The organism is Muricauda sp. SCSIO 64092, assembly GCF_023016285.1.
Classification (GTDB): domain Bacteria; phylum Bacteroidota; class Bacteroidia; order Flavobacteriales; family Flavobacteriaceae; genus Croceivirga.
This window is the reverse complement of the sequence record NZ_CP095413.1, coordinates 3,391,443-3,410,446: the sequence shown is the minus strand read 5'-3', so window position 1 is coordinate 3,410,446 and position 19,004 is coordinate 3,391,443. Positions and strand designations below refer to the sequence as shown.

Below are 19,004 nucleotides of genomic sequence, written 5' to 3'. Positions count from 1 at the left end.
ATTTCCATCGAAGATAGGAAGCGATTCCCCTTTTGGTATGCTCCCTTCAAAAGAACAACAATGTTCTACTTGTTTAACTTTACCTCTTGGGTTGATGCATTGGCGATACCCTCAACAACAGGAATCATTCTGTTCACTACATGGGCCATAAATTCAAAGTCCATTTCGGAGACCTCGTCACCCACTTTGTGATAGTATGAGAAATTGGTGAAATCAAACGCGCAATAGGTATGTGAGGGCACCTTAAACTCCCTGTAGAAATAGTAATTGTCCGAACGCTGGAACAATTCGTACTCCTTGGCCGTTCGGGAAAAACCAATAAAATTTTCACCCCCATATCCATTGCTTATCCCAGCAAGGTTCGATTTATCGTATCCAGTAATAAACAACTCATAATCCTTTCCTTTCATCGGTACCCCAACCATTTCAAAGTTGAGCATGGTATACAGGTTCAGTCCGTCCTCCTTCATGTTTTGGGCCATATGCTTGGAACCCAACAAGCCTTTTTCTTCCGCACTGAAAAGGGCAAAAATCAAACTCCGCTTGTTGGATGTATGCTCACCAAAATATCGGGCAATCTCCATCACGGTCGTTGTTCCCGAAGCATTGTCATTGGCGCCATTGGCAATATAATCCCCTCTTTCCGGCTTTATGACACCTATATGGTCATAGTGTGCACCAATAATGATATATTCGTTTTTCAAATTTGGGTCATTGCCCTCCACGACACCTACAATGTTATAGGCCGGTTTCCTGAAATTCGACAATGTATCGCGATATGTTTTGTAATAGGGCGCTACCCCATGGTCCCCAAGATATTTTTCTATGAACCGCGCTGCCAGTTCTATTCCTTTGGAACCGGAATCCCGTCCCTCCAACTCGTCTGAGGCCAAATAATTCATAAGAACCTCTATTTTTTCCTTGGAAGTGAACTCATCCGCTTCAACAACAGCCGTTTTTGGAGGCATCTCAGCCTTTACCCCTTCCGGACCTGCCGGTTTGGGAAGGGATCCAGTGTCCGTTTCCACAATTTGTGTGGAACCACAGGTCATAAAAAAAAGAACATAAAGCAATAAATAGAGCTGTTTCATTTTCTACGTATTTCCAATACCTGATAAAGATAAAAAAAGCATCCCTAAAGATGCTTTGATTGATTTTTGACGTTATGCCTTATAATTGAAGTAAAAAACTAGGCCAACATAGTGACGGGATTTTCCAAATACGCCCTCAGCGTTTGTAAAAACTGTGCACCTGTGGCACCGTCCACGGTTCTATGATCACAGGCCAAAGTTACCTTCATGGTACTCCCGGCCACAATGGCCCCATTTTTAACAACGGGTTTTTCCACAATGGCGCCGACAGACAATATTGCCGAATTGGGTTGATTGATAATGGAAGTAAATTCCAAAATACCGAACATCCCTAAGTTCGAAACCGTGAACGTACTCCCTTCCATCTCGTCCGGCTTTATCTTTTTTGACCTGGCACGTCCCGCCAAATCCTTTACCGCCCCCCCAATTTGGGTAAGGCTCATTTGATCGGCAAATTTTAGGACGGGCACCACCAATCCATCGTCTACGGCTACGGCCACCCCCATATGTATATGGTGGTTGTACCTGGTAGTATCCCCATTCCAGGAAGTATTTACCTGTGGATGTTTCTTCAAAGCCATGGCACAGGCCTTCAACACCATATCATTGAAGGATACTTTGGTATCGGGTAAGGTATTGATCTGCGATCGGGAAGCTTTGGCGTTGTCCATATCCACTTCTATGGTCAAATAGTAATGTGGTGCACTGAATTTGGACTCACCCAAACGTTTGGCAATGACCTTTCGCATGGTGGAGTTCTTCACTTCTTCCGAACCCTCTTCACCAACCGGCAATGACACCGGGGCAACAGAAGCTGCTACCGATGCGGTATCAGCCGCAGTTGTAGCGGCGGCGGCCTGAGGCGCAGCAGTAGTTGAAGGTTGGTAATTCTCAACATCGCGCTTGACAATCCTTCCATTATCTCCCGAACCATTGACTTGGGAAAGGTCGATTCCCTTATCGGCAGCTATTTTCTTTGCCAAAGGTGAAGCAAAAATTCGCTCTCCTGAAGAAGTACTTGAAACTGTCACGGGAACTTCTGCATCTTTTGCCGTTTCGGTATTGTCTTCCACGGAGGCAGTCTCTTTTTCCGCGGCACCGGCAGTGGAAGACCCTGCACTTAGAACGGCATTGACATCGGTCCCCTCCGGCCCTATGATGGCCAGTAAAGAGTCTACCGGAGCTCCTTCCCCTTCCTGGATTCCTATGTGCAATAAGGTCCCTGAATAGAAGGATTCAAACTCCATGGTCGCTTTGTCCGTTTCAATCTCGGCCAGGATATCCCCTTCCTCAATGGTATCCCCAACTTTTTTCAACCATGATGCCACCGTACCTTCTTCCATAGTGTCACTTAGGCGGGGCATCGTAATGATTTCCACACCTTCCGGGATTGCTCCCCCAGCAGCTGGGGATGGGGAAGCCCCTTCGTCCTTTGGTTCAGGCACTTCAGGTTCCGTTGTTGCGGTTCCACTTCCATTTAGCAGGGCAGAAATATCCTCCCCTTCCTCGCCAATAATCGCCAATAAAGAATCCACGGGAGCACCATCCCCTTCTTGAATGCCTATATGCAAAAGCGTTCCCTCATGGAAGGACTCGAATTCCATAGTAGCTTTATCGGTTTCAATCTCTGCAAGGATGTCTCCCTCTTCAACTTTATCCCCTACTTTCTTTAACCATTTGGCGACCGTACCTTCTTCCATGGTATCGCTCAACCTGGGCATATTGATTACTTCTGCCATCTAGCTACAATTTGTGTGGTATGAATGGATAATTTTCTTGTTCGTAAACCGTATCGTACAATTGTTCCACAGGAGGGTATTCGGACGCTTCGGCAAACTTTTCACATTCGGAGACCAGAACCTTTACCCTCTTGTCAATTTGCTTTATTTCTTCTTCCGTGGCATATTTCTTCTCCAGGATCACATCCTTGACCTGGGTGATGGGATCAATCTTTTTGTATTCCTCAACCTCATCCTTGGTTCGGTAATGCTGTGCATCCGACATGGAGTGACCGCGATAGCGATAGGTTTTCATCTCCAAAAATGTTGGACCTCCCCCTGTTCTTGCCCTTTCAATGGCTTTGTCCATTTCTTTGGCGACAATGGCAGGGTCCATCCCATCAACTGGGGCACAAGGCATCTCATAGCCCAGTCCCAGTTTCCAGATATCAGTGGTATACGCCGTTCTTGCAACCGATGTTCCCATGGCATATCCATTGTTTTCACAGATAAAAACAACTGGCAGTTGCCATAGCATGGCAAGATTAAACGTTTCATGCAACGACCCTTGTCTTACCGCCCCATCGCCCATATAGCAAAGGGTAACTGAATCCCTTTTGAAATATTTATCCGCAAATGCAAGACCGGCACCAAGGGGTATTTGGCCACCAACAATTCCATGCCCCCCATAAAAACGGTATTCCTTGGAAAAAATATGCATGGAACCGCCCATTCCCTTGGAGGTTCCCGTAACCTTTCCAAAAAGCTCCGCCATAACCTTTTTTGGGTCAACACCCATCCCTATGGGTTGAACGTGGTTTCGGTAAGCCGTTATCATACGGTCCTTGGTCAAATCCATGGCGTGCAACGCGCCCGCCAAAACCGCTTCCTGTCCGTTGTACAAATGGAGAAAACCCCTTACTTTCTGTTGTATGTAAACGGCCGCGAGCTTATCCTCAAACTTCCGCCAAAAAAGCATGTCTTCATACCATTTAAGGTAAACCTCTTTTGTGATTTTCTTCATTGATGCAAATTGTTAGTTGTTCACTTTTTTCAAGCGAAAAACAAAAATACACAAACATCTTATGTGGTGAAAAAATAGAATTAAGAATCCTATAAAAAAGAGTCATCAAACCCTAGGGGCAACAAATCGGAAATGGAGCCACATTTATAGATGGGGCCTGCTTGTCCTTTCATGATGATACTAATGGGGCTTCCCTGCTTTTTTTCGTATTCAACTATGGTCTGTCTACAAATACCACAGGGTGCTGCCGGAGAGGTGAGTTGATGTGATTGGGAGGCAGCAGTGATCGCAATGGCCTTGATCACCACATTGGGGTAATTGGTTCCAGCACTGGACACCGCTACGCCCTCGGCACAAATTCCGGCAGGAAAGGAAGCATTTTCCTGGTTACTCCCCAAAACAATCTTTCCATTTTCCAATAGAAGCGCTGCACCAACACTGAATTTGGAATAGGGGGAATGGGAACTTTGCCTTGCTTTTTCCGCTTCATTCACCAGGGTGATGTCTTCCATGGACATTTCATCCAACGAATGGAATATTGAAAGTTCGAAGCCAATCTGTTTTTTTTCCATTTAGTTATGGTTCATTTCTAAAAATGAAGTGATTTAAACTTTTTGCGTTTAGGCGAAAATTAGGCATTTTTTGACCATTTGAAAGCTTTTTTGAGTTGCATGGCAGGGCCACGGAAGGAAAAAAAGAAGAAAAATGGGCAAAAAAGGACAATTTTTTAGCAAATGGAAAAAGTTTAAATCACTTCAATAAAAAACCCCGACGATTGTCAGGGTCCATACTTCAATATTATCGTAGTTAGTCGATATAAATCTCTTCACCAAAATTAAAGGTAAGGGAAAATCGCAACGTGTTTTCCAATGGATTGCGAACTTGCGCCGTAGAGAACAAATAGGAAAGGTCTATCTGTGTGGATTTAAACTTGAACCCCGCCCCCAATGTAAAAAACTGGCGCGATCCCTTTTCCTCATTTTCATTGAAATATCCCGCCCTAAGCATAAAGGATTCCAAATAGCGATACTCTGCTCCCAGTGCCCAGGTAACTTCCTGAAGTTCTTCACTAAATCCGTCCGGCGCATCTCCAAAGGACTCAAATATCCCATTGAAAAAGCTTATCTGTTCGTATTCATTGGTATCTTCGGAATCAATGTCCCCATCCCCGTCAAAATCCCTGGGCGTCGGCACCAAAAGCTTGTTGAATTCCGTATAAATTCCCAAAACATTGTCCGGATCAAAAATAAAATCGAAACCGCCACCAAATTTCAAATTGGTCGGCAAGAAGTTTTCCTGACCGCCACCATCGTATTGGATCTTGCCCCCTACATTGGATATATTAAAGCCTCCCCTCCATCTACCATTAAAGGAATTGTATGCGATTTCCCGGGAACGATAAAAACCTGAAACGTCCACTGCAAAAGCATTTCCAGCCTGGGAATCCTGTGTCCCTTCCTGAAACCTTAGATTGGAACTTATGAACCTTCCCCCAACGGACATCGCAAAGGTTGGGCTCAATTTAAGGGAATATGAACCTTCCACCGAAAATTCATTGGGCTCAACAATCCTAGGGTCTTCAGTTGCAGTCTGCCTCAATTCAATTTCACCCAGGCCAAAAAACCGTATCCCAAAACCAAAGGCACTTCCTTCATTGATTTTATTATATACATTGGCACTCAAAAGCGCAATATCCGTAACAATACTCTCCAAATAAGGGGTATAACTTACCCCTACACCCAGTTTTTGTTTTGCAAAAGCATATTTGGAAGGGTTCCATTGCTGTGAAAACGCATCCATGGGAGTGGCAACACCCATATCCCCCATACCGGAACTCCTTGCATCCGCGGCAATGTTCAAAAATGGAACAGCGGTGGTAATGGCGCGTTCTTGTTGGGAGGAAACTTTAGCTACTAACAGTATGGAAGCTAAAAGAATGAACTTTTTCATTTTCATCATTTTATTGGGTAGTCGAACGTTCTTATCTATGACCAAATATCAAAAGTGTCTGGACATATTATGGTTAAACGGGCTTTTTATTAAATTCTTATGCGCACCTATTACTTTTCGATAAAAGTTTAAAGTACGGAATTCTGTTAATTCCGTACAAGCCGATACTATTGTGGTGGAAGCTACGTTTGTAAAGCATACGAGCAGATAATTAATTGTACGCAAAATTTTTGTACGGTAAAATATTGTTCCCAATTTTTCGTTTTAAAGCCGAAAACTGGTTTAAATCAAATGAAACTAAAGTGCCATTTATAATGAGAATGGCTCAGAACTCAAGTCTTATGAAAAAATACGTTGCAAAAGTTGTTCTTTCTTCTTTTCTGGTTGTGGGAACCCTTTCTAGCTGTAAAAATTCATCATCTTCCTCTTCCAAAAACATATCAAGGGCCACAGGTTGGAAAATTAATGCCAAGGAAGGTGGTTTTCAGTATAATTCCGATTTTAAAGAACAAGAAACTCCTCCAGGTACGGTATTTGTGGAAGGAGGAACCTTCACCAAGGGAAAAGTTCAGGACGACATCATGCATGACTGGAACAATTCACCAACGCAGCAGCATGTCCAATCCTTTTATATGGACGAGACTGAGGTGACCAATGTAATGTATTTGGAATATCTGGATTACTTAAAGGCGGTATATCCTCCCGAGAATCCAATGTATGAAAACATTTACAGAGGGGCCTTGCCGGATACTTTGGTATGGAGAAACCGTTTGGGTTTTAATGAAACAATGACCAATAGCTATTTGAGGCATCCGGCCTATGCAGAGTACCCAGTAGTTGGTGTTAACTGGGTTCAAGCCACACAGTATGCGGAATGGCGTACGGATAGGGTCAATGAGATCATGTTGGTGAGGGAAGGGTTCTTGTCCGAAGATGCCATGTACGGCGTAGTCAATGGTGAGGTCAATGGAACCTTTAGTACCGAAGCTTACTTAAATAACCCCGAATCCGTTTATGGCGGTGAAATAGATTCACTTCAAGGAAAACAGAAAAGGGATTCCATCAACGTTTTTGCCAAGCGCAGTAGTGGTATCATCACTCCGGAGTACCGCTTACCTACCGAAACCGAATGGGAATACGCCGCTCAAGCTTTGATCGGGACCAGGGAATACAACAATTACAGGGGTAGAAAGAAATATCCATGGGAAGGTGATTATACAAGAAATGGCCAACGTGTAGGTCGTGGTGACCAATTGGCCAACTTTAAACAAGGTAAGGGGGATTACGGTGGAATCGCCGGTTGGTCCGATGATGGAGCCGATATCACTGCAGAAGTTAAGTCTTACAAACCCAATGATTTTGGCCTTTATGACATGGCAGGTAACGTAAGTGAATGGGTAGCTGATGTCTACAGACCAATTGTTGATGATGAAATTAGCGACTTTAATTACTATCGAGGGAATATCTATTTGAAAAAGGCGATCGGTGAGGACGGCAAAGTAGATGTCCTACGTGATGAAATAGTGTATGACACCCTTCCAAACGGCAGAGTTGTCGCGGTGAACCTACCAGGTGAAATCAAAGAAGTACCCATTGGCGAGGAAGAAACCTACTTAAGGACAAACTTCTCGACCAGTGACAATAGAGGATTTCGGGATGGTGACCCCGGGTCTTCCAGATTCTTCGAGCGTTTTAGTGATGAAGAAGAGGACAATAGAAAAATGTACGATTCCCCTTCACACAAAGTGGAAAGGGACTCCACCGGCAAATTGTTACGTCAGTATGATACCTCTAACTACAGGACTTCCCTAATCAACGATGAAGTAAGGGTCTATAAAGGTGGTTCTTGGAGGGACAGGGCATTCTGGTTGGATCCCGCGCAACGGAGGTACCTACCACAATATATGGCTACGGACGATATCGGGTTTAGATGTGCCATGTCACGGGTAGGATCTAAATCCAAAACCAAGAAAACGATAAGGCACAAGAAAGCCAAATAAATATTTGATATTCATTTGAAAGCCCTTGATATTGAATCAAGGGCTTTTTTTATCTTCGATTTATGGATTTGGAACAATTGCACCAACTGTTTTTACAGTACGGAAATATATCAACGGATACCCGAAAAATTGAACAAGACTCCCTTTTCTTTGCCCTGAAAGGACCGAATTTTAATGGAAATGCCTTTGCGAAGGAAGCACTAAAAAAAGGGGCCGCCTATGCCATAATTGACGAACCTGAATTCCAACTTGATGATAAAACCATTTTGGTGGATGATGTGCTGAAGACCTTACAGGAACTGGGCACCTATCACAGGAACAAGAGCAAGGCGATTGTAATTTCCTTGACCGGAAGCAATGGCAAAACCACGACAAAGGAACTGATCTATGCCGTACTATCCAAAAAGTACAGCACCATTGCCACCCAGGGCAATCTCAACAATCACATTGGGGTTCCCTTAACCTTACTGAGTATAAGGGAGGATACCGAAATGGCCATTATTGAAATGGGGGCCAACCACCAAAAGGAAATTGAGTTTCTTTCCAACCTCTCCCGACCGGACTTCGGCTATATCACCAATTTTGGGAAAGCCCATCTGGAAGGTTTTGGGGGCGTTGAAGGTGTAATTAAGGGGAAAAGTGAATTATATGATTACTTACTGGCCAACAACGGACAGGTATTCCTAAACGCCGACGATCCCATTCAAAAGGAAAAACTATCACATTATGTAAAAAAGTTTGGCTTTAGCCAGACGGACGGTAACTATTACACCATAAAACTCCTGACCGCCGAACCTTTTGTTCAGCTGGAGTTCGAGAACATTACAGTGGAAACACAATTGGTAGGTGCCTATAATTTTCCCAATTGCTGTGCGGCGGTAGTGATCGGTAAGTATTTTAATGTTCCCCTTGAGGACATCAAGAAAGCCATTGCTGCCTACATTCCAGGGAACAACCGATCGCAATTGTTGAAAAAGGGGGGGCACCACATTGTATTGGATGCCTATAATGCCAACCCCAGTAGTATGGAGGTTGCCTTAAAAAGCTTTGCCAAGGTGAAGGCGAAACGCAAAGTCCTTTTTCTTGGAGATATGTTTGAACTGGGTGAGGCTGCAGCCAAAGAACACCAGGCCATAACCGACCTAGCGGAAAAACTAGGGTTTGACCACGTCTTTTTGGTCGGGGAGCACTTTGCAGACACCAGGACCAATGCCCTTACTTTTTCTTCCTTCGAAGATTTGAAAAAATATCTTTTGCAAAACCCATTACCGCAGGGCACACTCTTAATAAAAGGGTCTCGGGGAATGGCCATGGAACGTATTCTTGACCTTCTCTGATTTGCCAAACTTTTCCTAAAAGTGGGATTTTATTGAAATGGTCCCACCTTTCCAACGAACTAAAGCGTAACTAAACCAATTCGTATGGAAAAGAACATCATCATCTTTGACGGGGAATGCAACCTATGTAATGGGGTTGTGGGTTGGTTGCTAAAATTTGCTCCATATGATATATTTCAATTTGTCCCCTTTCAATCCCCAAAGGGACAGGTATTGCTCAAACAGTACGGTTTTCCGACCGAAGACCTGACCACCGTTATCCTTTTTGATGAAAATGGCCCCCATACCCATTCCGATGGTTTTCTGGAAATTGTATCAAAAATTCCCAAGTGGCGATTGGTAGCCGCTTTGCTTGCCTACATCCCAAAAATTATTAGGGATACCATTTACACTATTGCCTCCAAAAATCGCGTGCGCTGGTTTGGTAAATCCAATGCATGTACGGTAAGTTTTTGAAAAATGGTTTTGGTCCTATCCCAATGGCCTTAGTACTACCTTAGCAACATCATTGTTTTCTGGGTTTTTTCTACTTCAGGTATTCGTTATCTTAGGGATGTCTTGAGTGTATGAAATGGTTGCTTGGAACCATAAAACAGAAAACATGAAAAATATCGTATTGCTCATTGCAGCAATTATCTTAAGTATTTGTTCGTATGGACAAATCCAACAAAGTGAGTTATATGGTCATTGGAAAGCAAAAAAGATAGTCAAAAAGTCACCAAACCCAGAGCTTAGGGGCGTAATGGATGGTTTCAGAAATGCAACTTTTAGTTTTTTGGAAAATGGGGATTTTCATTTGACTACTGAATCCAAGGCACCTACCTTTCAAATGATTCTTAGAATGATTGAAGGTGCAAAATGGAAATTCGATTCCCAAGAACAGCTCATCAAAATAGGTACTGAAGAAGATGGATATTCAATTATGGGAATTTATCCCACCAGAAAAGAATCCATAATGCGATTTTCACTTGACGAAAGCGAGATGATTTTTGAGATGGAGAAGAATGATTTAAAAAAGGTAGATTAGCCCTTGAACATAAAACCCCCTTGAATTATAAGGGGGCATAGGTGTTATTCGTGGAGTATACTGGATTCGAACCAGTGACCTCTGCCCTGTCAAGGCAGCGCTCTAAACCAACTGAGCTAATACTCCAAAAAGTGCTGCAATATCGTAAAAATGTTACCAATCCCCATATTCTGCGGAATTCTTTTGTGTTTCATGCAAGGTGATATGCAATAACTGGCCTTCCTTGAGCTTGGGCTTCAAAATATCGTAAATAATTTTTACAAAATATTCCGTGGACGGAAAAATATCTTTAAACTCCGGGCAGTCTTCGTTTAGGTTTTTATGATCAAATCGTTCTTCTATCTCCTCCTTGATCAATTGTCCCAAAAAGGCCAAATCCATTACAAAGCCCGTATTTGGATCCACTTCACCCCGAATACGGACCTCCAGATCAAAATTATGTCCATGGTAATGGGGACTGTTACATTTTCCAAAAACCTCCACATTCTTTTGATCGCTCCAGTTGGGATTGTGCAAACGATGTGCCGCATTAAAATGTGCCTTTCTACATATTGTTGCTATCATGGCTGACCAATTACGAAAAGATGGGCAAATGTAGTTCAAAAAAGATGGTCACATCCCCCAATGATGGCTTTTAAAAATACGACTTGGTTATTTACAAAACTAGCAATACATTGGGAAAGACAATTACCTTACCTGCCATGGATAGAAGTACGTTTTCCCGATGGTTTGTTTTGATGTTACCCATTACGGTGTGGACAACCTCCTGTTCCAAACCGGTTGCACCCATCAAAAAACCGAACATTATTATCATTTTGACCGATGACCAGGCCTGGGGTGACTTGAGTTATCATGGAAATACCAACCTTTCCACGCCAAATATGGATTCCATTGCGCTGCAAGGCGCTGCAATTTCAAATTTTTATGTACAACCTGTTTGTTCCCCTACCCGCGCGGAGTTGTTGACAGGGCAATATTTCCCCAGACTGGGCGTGTATTCCACATCAGCTGGTGGGGAACGGATGGATCTGAAGGCCCCTACAATGGCCGGACTGTTCAAAGAAGCTGGTTATTCCACCGCGGCCTACGGGAAATGGCACAATGGAACCCAACCCCCATACCATCCCAACTCCAGGGGTTTTGATGATTATTATGGATTCTGTTCCGGGCACTGGGGCAACTATTTTAGCCCAATGCTGGAACATAATGGGAAAATTGTAAAAGGCAAGGGCTTCCTGGTCAATGATATTTTTGACCATGGCATGGAATTCATATCCGAGCAACGGGGCAAACCTTTCCTTTTATACCTTCCGGTCAATACCCCCCATAGTCCAATGCAGGTACCGGATGGGTTTTGGAAAAAGTTTGGGGAAAGTACCCTTGGGATGAAGTACCATGGCAACGAAGTGGAAGATGAACTTTTTACCCGTGCCGCCTTGGCCATGGTTGAAAATATTGATTGGAACATTGGACGTTTGACCAAACATCTTAAAGAAAATGGTTTGGAAAGGAATACCATTGTGGTGTTTATGTCCGATAATGGACCCGCTGGTTGGCGATGGAACGGGAACATGCGCGGCAAAAAGGGAAGTACGGATGAAGGGGGCGTAAAATCCCCATTCTTTATCAAATGGCCCAACAAAATTACCGCTGGAACAACATCAAAACAACTGATGGGATCAGTGGATCTTTTGCCTACCCTGGCAAGTTTGGCGAACATCCCCTTACCCAATTCCCTGAAACTGGATGGAATGGATTTGAGCCAAGCGCTATTGAACAAGGGTCAAAGCACGATCAATAGGGCAGTCTACAACCATTGGAACCAAAAAACCAGCGTTCGGATCCGGAATTATCGGTTGGACCATGAAAACAGATTGTATGATATCACTGCGGATAATGGCCAGACCATGGATGTTTCAGAAAGATTTCCCGCCATTAGGGATTCTTTGGCCACTTTAAAAAAGCAATGGGAAAAAGAAGTGAACGCACTGGAGAGACCTACACAGAAAAGATTGTTTCCCATCGGCGATAGCACCTACGGTTTTGCCCAATTACCTGCAAGGGATGGTACTGCGTATGGAAAGATCAAAAGGAGCAATCGTTATCCCAATGATTCCTTTTACACCAATTGGACACAAGAAAACGACTCGATTACTTGGGACGTGGATGTTTTGAACGACGGCCAATTTGAAATCTATCTCCATTATACGTGCAAACCCGAAGATATTGGGACCGAACTTCAGCTGACCCTGAAAAAGGAAAGGATAACAAAGACCATTACTGAAGCACATAACCCTCCATTGGTAGGTGCGGACAAGGACCGATCTCCTAGGATAGAGTCCTATGTAAAGGATTTTAAATCCACAAAAATGGGGGAAATGACCTTAAAAAAAGGCAAGGGACAACTGGCATTAAAGGCCGTTTCCATCCCGGGAAATTCATCAATAGACTTTAGGCTGCTCTATTTTAAAAGATTATGAACTAAGTCAAGACGCTTCCGTTGGTATCCCCTTTGGGAATACCGTTAGGGTTCTCCGTACTTTGGGGTATTTCCCCCACAACCTGGCTCCACAATCCCAATTTTAGGGGATGGATTCGGTTGACTGAATTGGGATCATTCCACATGCTTAAAGTTGTAGAACTTTTTTCTGTAAGAGCTCGGGGTCAACTTTTTTATCTTCTTAAAGATCCTGTTGAAGTTGGCTATGTTATTAAATCCACACATATAGGCAATCTCAGATATGCTGTAATCCATGCCTGCCAACAATCTGGCTGCGTTATCGATCCGTACTTCGTTCAAATATTCGATAAATGTATGGTTGGTCGTTTTTTTCATAAACCTATTAAAGGAGACTTTGCTCATATTGAGCAACTGGGCCACCTCATCCAAGGTTATCTTTTTAGGATAATTCTGTTGGATATAGTTGTACAACAACTTGGTCTTATCACTATTTTCAAAATCATCCGCAGGACGTTCTGCGGCCGAGAGTAGTTTCTGGCCCGGAGTTTTGGAGAGGTCATAGAGAATGGAAAACAATTCCAGAAAATAATCGATTCCGTCCAACTCGGAAACCTTCAATAATCTAGGGGCAATTTTTTTGACCTCCTGCTTTTTGAAAAGGATTCCATGCACCGATCTCTGGAACATTTCCTTTAAGGGGCGCATTAAACTCCTCCGTAACAAACTTGAACTAAAAAGATCGTTATGGAATTGAATGGTGACCTCATGAACCGCATGGTCGCACTTGAACATATCCCAACCATGAAACACATTGGGTCCTACCAAAACCAATTCGTAGTTATCAATTTCATCACTGGAATAGCCCACATTACGCCGCATTCCCTTTCCATTGACAATGAAATTCAATTCCATTTCGGGATGAAAATGTATGGGATAATCAAAAGCATCACGGACCCTGTTCATCACCAAGAAACTATCTTGGTCGGACAAGGAGGTGATTTCACGTTGGTATTTTAGATTCTGTTCCAAGAAAAGAACTTTTTGCAATATTATACTTTTTTATCAATACTATAATTTCTTACATATTTTCAATTTCAAAGAAAACCGATTGATTCAACCAGATCTACATTATTGAATCAATTTTTAATTGAACTTCACCGGAAGCTTACCTATTTTTTTAACATTTTTATTGCGCAATTACAAAATTCGGGTAATTCAAATGTTACAATTTACCAAATGTTAAAGAAATAATAATAATACAATAAAATGACAAAATAGTATATGTTGAGTGTTACAACAATGTATAATTTTATCACTTACTCTAACGGGATTGCATTTCATTGCAACGACCACCACAAGAATTAACATAACTTAATTAAACTACATGATTATGAAACAATCCATTGAACTTGGCTTTTTCAGCTTGAAGAAAAAGACCAGAACATTGCCAAAGTTGCTCCTGAAAGGGGTTTTGGCAATGCTAATGGTTTTTGGGGTTCAGGGGCTACAAGCCAAAACAAAAACGAACAGTAATGGTCTATTGCCATTGCAAACCACCGTTTCAGGTATGGTTACGGATTCAAATGGGGCTCCCTTGCCTGGGGCAAACGTCATTGTCAAAGGAACCACCAATGGCACACAGACCGATTTTGACGGAAACTATACCATCACTACGGATTCGGATGCGGTTTTAGTGTTCAGCTATATTGGCTTTGCCACCCAGGAGATACCTATCAACGGACAAAGCACTATTGATGTGCAATTGTTGGAGGACGCCAACAAATTGGATGAAGTCGTGATAATAGGTTACCAAGCGCAGACAAGAGGTGATTTAACTGGATCGGTAGCTTCCATTGACGTTTCAGAAGCAACAAAACAACCTTTGGTCAATGTTGCTGAGGCACTTGAAGGCCGTGCCACCGGTGTCAGTATAACCAATAATGGGGCCCCCGGTGCAGCACCTGTTGTGCGTATCCGTGGTTTGGGCACTCCTAACAATAACAATCCATTATATATCATTGATGGGGCACAAACTCAAGACCCCGATATTTTAAATACCATCAACCCTCAGGATATCGCACAAATCAACGTCCTAAAGGATGGTGCCGCCGCTATATATGGAGCACGGGCATCCAATGGTGTGATTATTGTCACCACTAAAAGTGGTAGCTACAATCAAGATAAACTTTCGGTGACTGTTGATATTTCCACAGGTTTCAGTAGGGCCAATAGATTGCCCGACATGACAAATGCCCGCGAATTGGGCGAAGTGTTTTTTGAAAGTTTGACCAACGATGCCATAAGGACTGGGGGAGATCCAGAAGAAATTGTTATTCATCCACAATATTTTCCAACTGGCGGTTCCCCACAGGTTCCTTCCCAGCTTTTGGGAGTGCGCCTTTCGGGCACGCAAGAAGAAGTAATTGCCCCGGTAAAACCAGGGGGCACCAATTGGTTGGATGAGATTTTTAGAACCGCTCCAACCCAAAACATCACAGCCACATTTTCCAATGGTAATGAAACCTCAAAGTATTCTGCCACTTTTGGATACTTGAACAGGGAAGGGATTCTATCGTTTACAGGCTTCAAAAGAGGGCAGGTACGTTTGAATTCAGAATTCAAAATTGGCAAACGCTTGACCATTGGGGAACACCTTAATGTTTCTTTCAGCAACTCCCAAAACAACAATTTTGGCGATCAAGTACAATTTGCCATGCGTTTAAGCCCTTTGGTCCCAGTTAGGGACAATTTAGGGCGTTTTGCTGGCGCATATGCCAATCCCAATGGCCTCTCCAACGCCACCAACCCCGTTGCAAATTTGACCAGGGATGGCGATGATTTCTTTAAGCAAACGCGAATCCTGGGTGATATTTATGCCAGCTATGAACTCATGGACGGCCTTTCCTTTAAAACAAGTTTTGGGGGGGATATCAGCATATTGAGTTCCAGGGATTTTCGCGCCTTGGACCCAGAATCTGCAGAACCAAGATCTACCAACACCTTGACCGAAAGGAACCAGCAGACCTATAGTTGGGTATGGACCAATACCTTGAACTACGCCAAAACTTTTGGTGACCATTCCGTGAATGCCGTCTTAGGGTATGAGGCTGTAGAAAATACCGGGAAGTCCCTAGAGGTATTGGCCAACGGTTTCCTGTTTGAAACCCCGGATTTCTATCTCTTGGACAACGCTTCAGGAACTCCGATAGTCGATCCCGCAGATACCTTCGATTTTGAAAATACCTTGTCTTCGGTCTTTGGTACGGTGAATTATTCGTATGCCGATAGATATCTTTTTAGTGCCACGGTACGTAGGGACCAATCCTCAAGATTCTTTGGCGACAACCAAAGTGGTTTTTTCCCAGCGTTCAGTGGTGGATGGGTCATAAGCAATGAGGACTTTTTCCCACAGGATGGACTCCTAAATCGTTTAAAATTCAAGGCATCTTGGGGACAATTGGGGAATCAGGAATTACCTGCATCCAACCCAACCATCAATATATCAAACTTGAACATCGAATTCGCCGATTATGCATTTAACGGGGGAACAAACCTAAGAACAGGCGCGTTGTTAAGTAACGTGGGAAATCCAGATTTGACCTGGGAAATTACGGAGAGCTTTAATGTTGGGGCAGAAGTGGGATTGTTCGACAATGCTTTGGGCATCTCCTTGGAATACTTCAGAAATACGACGGAAGACCTCATCGTTGAAAATGAAACGATTATCAGTGACACGGCCATTGATGCCAGGGCCCCTTTTGTAAATACGGGCAATGTCCAAAATACCGGTTTTGATTTAAATATATCTTATCAAAATCGTTCCGGTGGAGACTTTACTTATGGCATTGATCTTAACCTATCTACTTTTGAAAACGAGGTTACTGAATTGGATGGTTTTCTCTTAGGTGATACATTTAGGGGTGGTCCCATTACCCGTACAGAAGAAGGGCAGCCTTTATCCTCTTTCTTTGGTAGGGTAGTCGATGGCATCTACAGAAGTGAGGCAGAAGTTGCCGTAGGGCCCGATCAGGGTTTTGCCTCCAATGCCGCAGGGGTCGGTAGGTTAAGGTACAGGGATTTGAATGGTGATGGTGTCATCAACGACGATGACCGAACCTTCATTGGCAATCCACACCCCGATTTCACTTTTGGTTTAAACTTTAATGCCAATTATAAAAACTGGGACTTCAGTGTCTTCTTTAGCGGCGTGGTTGGTAACGACATTTACAACTATGATAAAATCTTTACTGACTTCCCCACTTTCCCTAGTGGAAATAGAAGCACACGGGTATTGGATGCCTTTAACCCATCCACAAATCCAAACGGTTCACAACCCGGGTTGAGCTTCACCATATTAAACGGTGAAACCAATACAAATTCCTTTTTGGTGGAAGATGGCTCCTTTGTTCGTCTAAAGAACCTGGTGGTTGGCTATACCTTGCCCAGCCAACTTACGGACAAATGGGGCATTGCAAGCTTGCGTTTTTATGCAAATGCGAGCAACTTGTTCACTATTACCGGTTATGACGGGATAGACCCAGAAATTCAGCCAATTAATCCGGACGGTGCGCCCGCCAATACTGCACTGACCATTGGCGTAGATGAAAGTACATTTCCAGTTCCGCAAATATTCTTGTTGGGCGTAAATTTAAAATTGTAAAAAGATGAAAAAGAAGTTTGTTTATTTGTTTGCTATTCTCTTCGGAGCCATTTCCTGTGGGGACGAATTTGCAACTACACCTGCTGTAGGTGCATTGAGCGAAGAATCCTTGGCCAATACCCAAGGGGTGGATTTATTATTGACCGGAGCCTATTCCATGTTGGATGGCTGGCGTGACAACAACAAAGGAAATCAATTTTCCGTTGGTGGTGATAACTGGTGGTTTGATGTGATTGCAGATGATGCCCATAAAGGCAGTACAGATGGGGATCAAATAGAACTCTTTCAAATTGAAACCAATGACTGGCAAACGGCCAACGATTATTTTAGGGGCAAATTTACTGCACTGTATGCCGGGGTAAATAGGGCCAATGCTGCCCTATCCGTTATTAGGGGTATCGACAGGGAGGCGCTTTTACCTAACGAACTTGAGGCACTGGTCGGACAAGAAGCAGAGGCCCATTTCTTAAGGGGACACTATTATTTTGAACTCACTAAAATTTATGGAAATGTCGCAATTATAACGGTTGAGAACTATGAGTTACAGGAATTCAACCAGCCCAATCCTGGACCAGCTTGGGAACAGATTGAAGCAGATTTCCAATTTGCCATAGATAACCTTCCAGCCACTAGAGCTGATCAACCCGATCCCGGGCGCCCCACACAAGTAGTGGCAAGGGCCTATATGGGAAAAGCGCATTTATACCAATCCGACTGGGCAGCTGCCTTGGCCGAATTTAATGCCGTTATCACTAGCAATGAGTTTTCTTTAAACCCGGAATATTTGGACAATTTTAATGTAGCTGGGGAAAATGGTCCGGAGTCCGTATTTGCCATACAATTTGCCGAAGATGGCGGGCAATCGTTTAATGGGAACAGAGGAGGTACATTAAACTTCCCAGCGGGAGGAGCTTTTACCTGTTGTGGATTTTATCAGCCCACCATAGATTTGGCCAATGCCTTTAGGGTTGATGCCAACGGATTACCCCTTTTTGATTCCTACAACGATACTGATTTCCTGAACGATTATGGTATTAATAGTGATGAAGTATTTATTCCAGATGTTATTACTCCAGTGGACCCTAGATTGGATTATACGGTAGGACGAAGAGGTATCGATTTCAATGGTTTTGGAGAGCATATTGGAAAGGACTGGATTCGAGCGAATTTTAATGATATATCGGGTCCATACCTCCCAAAAAAGAATGTCTACCAAGCAGCGGAATTTAGTGAAGATACGGGTAGCGGTGCTTGGGGACAAGTACACTCCGGCATCAATTATAATATTATACGCTATGCCGATGTGTTATTGATGGCTGCCGAAGCGGCAGTGGAAACCGGCGATTTAGGCACTGCCTTAAATTATGTGAACCAGGTAAGGAATCGAGCGGCCAATACCTCGGTAGTGCAAGCTATTGATGAAAGTGGGCCAGCCGCCAATTATCAAGTGGGCTTATACGCTGTCTTCCCAGACGCTGGTTTTGCAAGGGATGCCGTTCGCTTTGAGCGACGTGTGGAATTAGCCATGGAAGGGCACCGCCTCTTTGATTTAAGACGATGGGGCATTGCCCAAGCAACCTTAACGGAGTACTATGCCAATGAAGCTCGCACCATAGGCAATTTCGGCAGTAAAGTAGGGGCATACCAACCACACTTTGATCTGTTGCCCATACCCCTAACATCAATTGATTTGAGCAATGGGGTTTTAACGCAAAATATAGGTTATTAGTTGTGAA

The 19,004-nt window shown here is 43.4% G+C and carries 14 protein-coding genes and 1 tRNA gene; 7 read left to right on the top strand and 8 right to left on the bottom strand.

From position 1 onward, the window contains the following. Positions 1–65: 65 nt before the first annotated feature. The 5 genes from L0P88_RS14410 to porV form a co-directional block, all read right to left on the bottom strand. Positions 66–1,091 carry a M28 family metallopeptidase gene (locus L0P88_RS14410; protein WP_247130611.1) on the bottom strand — a complete coding sequence of 342 codons (1,026 nt, stop codon included), beginning with the start codon at positions 1,089–1,091 and terminating at the stop codon, positions 66–68. Between the two features lie 98 nt (positions 1,092–1,189). Then, complete coding sequence (locus L0P88_RS14405; RefSeq protein WP_247130610.1) at positions 1,190–2,830, bottom strand: pyruvate dehydrogenase complex dihydrolipoamide acetyltransferase; 1,641 nt, start codon at positions 2,828–2,830, stop codon at positions 1,190–1,192. Positions 2,831–2,834: 4 nt separating this feature from the next. After that, entirely contained in the window at positions 2,835–3,833 is a 999-nt protein-coding gene (gene pdhA, locus L0P88_RS14400) for a pyruvate dehydrogenase (acetyl-transferring) E1 component subunit alpha (protein ID WP_247130609.1), read from the bottom strand. Between the two features lie 89 nt (positions 3,834–3,922). Beyond that, the gene (cdd, locus tag L0P88_RS14395; RefSeq protein ID WP_247130608.1) at positions 3,923–4,405 is read right to left on the bottom strand and encodes a cytidine deaminase; all 483 of its coding nucleotides are present in this window, start codon (positions 4,403–4,405) and stop codon (positions 3,923–3,925) included. Between the two features lie 235 nt (positions 4,406–4,640). After that, positions 4,641–5,783, bottom strand: coding sequence for a type IX secretion system outer membrane channel protein PorV (porV, locus tag L0P88_RS14390; protein ID WP_247130607.1), 1,143 nt, complete (start codon positions 5,781–5,783; stop codon positions 4,641–4,643). Positions 5,784–6,124: 341 nt separating this feature from the next. Between porV and gldJ the strand changes: the two genes are divergently transcribed. The 4 genes from gldJ (at position 6,125) to L0P88_RS14370 (ending at position 10,147) form a co-directional block, all read left to right on the top strand. Continuing rightward, positions 6,125–7,783: a gliding motility lipoprotein GldJ gene (gldJ, locus tag L0P88_RS14385; protein WP_247130606.1), complete on the top strand. Its 1,659-nt coding sequence runs from the start codon at positions 6,125–6,127 to the stop codon at positions 7,781–7,783. Between the two features lie 62 nt (positions 7,784–7,845). After that, positions 7,846–9,120 (top strand): UDP-N-acetylmuramoyl-tripeptide--D-alanyl-D-alanine ligase, encoded by a 1,275-nt coding sequence (gene murF / locus L0P88_RS14380; protein ID WP_247130605.1) that lies wholly within the window; start codon positions 7,846–7,848, stop codon positions 9,118–9,120. Positions 9,121–9,204: 84 nt separating this feature from the next. Further along, on the top strand, positions 9,205–9,576 hold the full coding sequence (locus tag L0P88_RS14375) for a thiol-disulfide oxidoreductase DCC family protein (protein WP_247130604.1): 372 nt from the start codon (positions 9,205–9,207) through the stop codon (positions 9,574–9,576). 145 nt (positions 9,577–9,721) lie between these two features. Next, on the top strand, positions 9,722–10,147 hold the full coding sequence (locus tag L0P88_RS14370) for a hypothetical protein (protein WP_247130603.1): 426 nt from the start codon (positions 9,722–9,724) through the stop codon (positions 10,145–10,147). Between the two features lie 51 nt (positions 10,148–10,198). Here L0P88_RS14370 and L0P88_RS14365 read toward each other — a convergent pair. Together L0P88_RS14365 and L0P88_RS14360 are read right to left on the bottom strand one after the other, a co-directional pair. Continuing rightward, a tRNA-Val gene (locus L0P88_RS14365) sits at positions 10,199–10,273 on the bottom strand. A 27-nt stretch (positions 10,274–10,300) separates the two neighbouring features. After that, positions 10,301–10,711 carry a 6-carboxytetrahydropterin synthase gene (locus tag L0P88_RS14360; protein WP_247130602.1) on the bottom strand — a complete coding sequence of 137 codons (411 nt, stop codon included), beginning with the start codon at positions 10,709–10,711 and terminating at the stop codon, positions 10,301–10,303. Positions 10,712–10,821: 110 nt separating this feature from the next. Between L0P88_RS14360 and L0P88_RS14355 the strand changes: the two genes are divergently transcribed. Next, positions 10,822–12,627 carry an arylsulfatase gene (locus tag L0P88_RS14355; RefSeq protein ID WP_247130601.1) on the top strand — a complete coding sequence of 602 codons (1,806 nt, stop codon included), beginning with the start codon at positions 10,822–10,824 and terminating at the stop codon, positions 12,625–12,627. 134 nt (positions 12,628–12,761) lie between these two features. Here L0P88_RS14355 and L0P88_RS14350 read toward each other — a convergent pair whose 3' ends face one another. Next, positions 12,762–13,637 (bottom strand): AraC family transcriptional regulator, encoded by an 876-nt coding sequence (locus tag L0P88_RS14350; protein WP_247130600.1) that lies wholly within the window; start codon positions 13,635–13,637, stop codon positions 12,762–12,764. 361 nt (positions 13,638–13,998) lie between these two features. Here L0P88_RS14350 and L0P88_RS14345 point away from each other — a divergent pair, with 361 nt between their 5' ends. Continuing rightward, entirely contained in the window at positions 13,999–17,268 is a 3,270-nt protein-coding gene (locus tag L0P88_RS14345; RefSeq protein WP_247130599.1) for a SusC/RagA family TonB-linked outer membrane protein, read from the top strand. Positions 17,269–17,272: 4 nt separating this feature from the next. Then, positions 17,273–18,997 carry a RagB/SusD family nutrient uptake outer membrane protein gene (locus L0P88_RS14340; RefSeq protein WP_247130598.1) on the top strand — a complete coding sequence of 575 codons (1,725 nt, stop codon included), beginning with the start codon at positions 17,273–17,275 and terminating at the stop codon, positions 18,995–18,997. Positions 18,998–19,004 lie beyond the last annotated feature (7 nt).

Bases quoted from the DNA above. Each gene is read 5' to 3' on its own strand.
- L0P88_RS14370 (WP_247130603.1), top strand. From the start codon at position 9,722: ATGAAAAATATCGTATTGCTCATTGCAGCAATTATCTTAAGTATTTGT.
- L0P88_RS14345 (WP_247130599.1), top strand. From the start codon at position 13,999: ATGAAACAATCCATTGAACTTGGCTTTTTCAGCTTGAAGAAAAAGACC.
- murF (WP_247130605.1), top strand. From the start codon at position 7,846: ATGGATTTGGAACAATTGCACCAACTGTTTTTACAGTACGGAAATATA.
- L0P88_RS14340 (WP_247130598.1), top strand. From the start codon at position 17,273: ATGAAAAAGAAGTTTGTTTATTTGTTTGCTATTCTCTTCGGAGCCATT.
- L0P88_RS14405 (WP_247130610.1), bottom strand. From the start codon at position 2,830: ATGGCAGAAGTAATCAATATGCCCAGGTTGAGCGATACCATGGAAGAA.
- porV (WP_247130607.1), bottom strand. From the start codon at position 5,783: ATGAAAAAGTTCATTCTTTTAGCTTCCATACTGTTAGTAGCTAAAGTT.
- L0P88_RS14375 (WP_247130604.1), top strand. From the start codon at position 9,205: ATGGAAAAGAACATCATCATCTTTGACGGGGAATGCAACCTATGTAAT.
- gldJ (WP_247130606.1), top strand. From the start codon at position 6,125: ATGAAAAAATACGTTGCAAAAGTTGTTCTTTCTTCTTTTCTGGTTGTG.
- pdhA (WP_247130609.1), bottom strand. From the start codon at position 3,833: ATGAAGAAAATCACAAAAGAGGTTTACCTTAAATGGTATGAAGACATG.
- L0P88_RS14410 (WP_247130611.1), bottom strand. From the start codon at position 1,091: ATGAAACAGCTCTATTTATTGCTTTATGTTCTTTTTTTTATGACCTGT.
- L0P88_RS14360 (WP_247130602.1), bottom strand. From the start codon at position 10,711: ATGATAGCAACAATATGTAGAAAGGCACATTTTAATGCGGCACATCGT.
- cdd (WP_247130608.1), bottom strand. From the start codon at position 4,405: ATGGAAAAAAAACAGATTGGCTTCGAACTTTCAATATTCCATTCGTTG.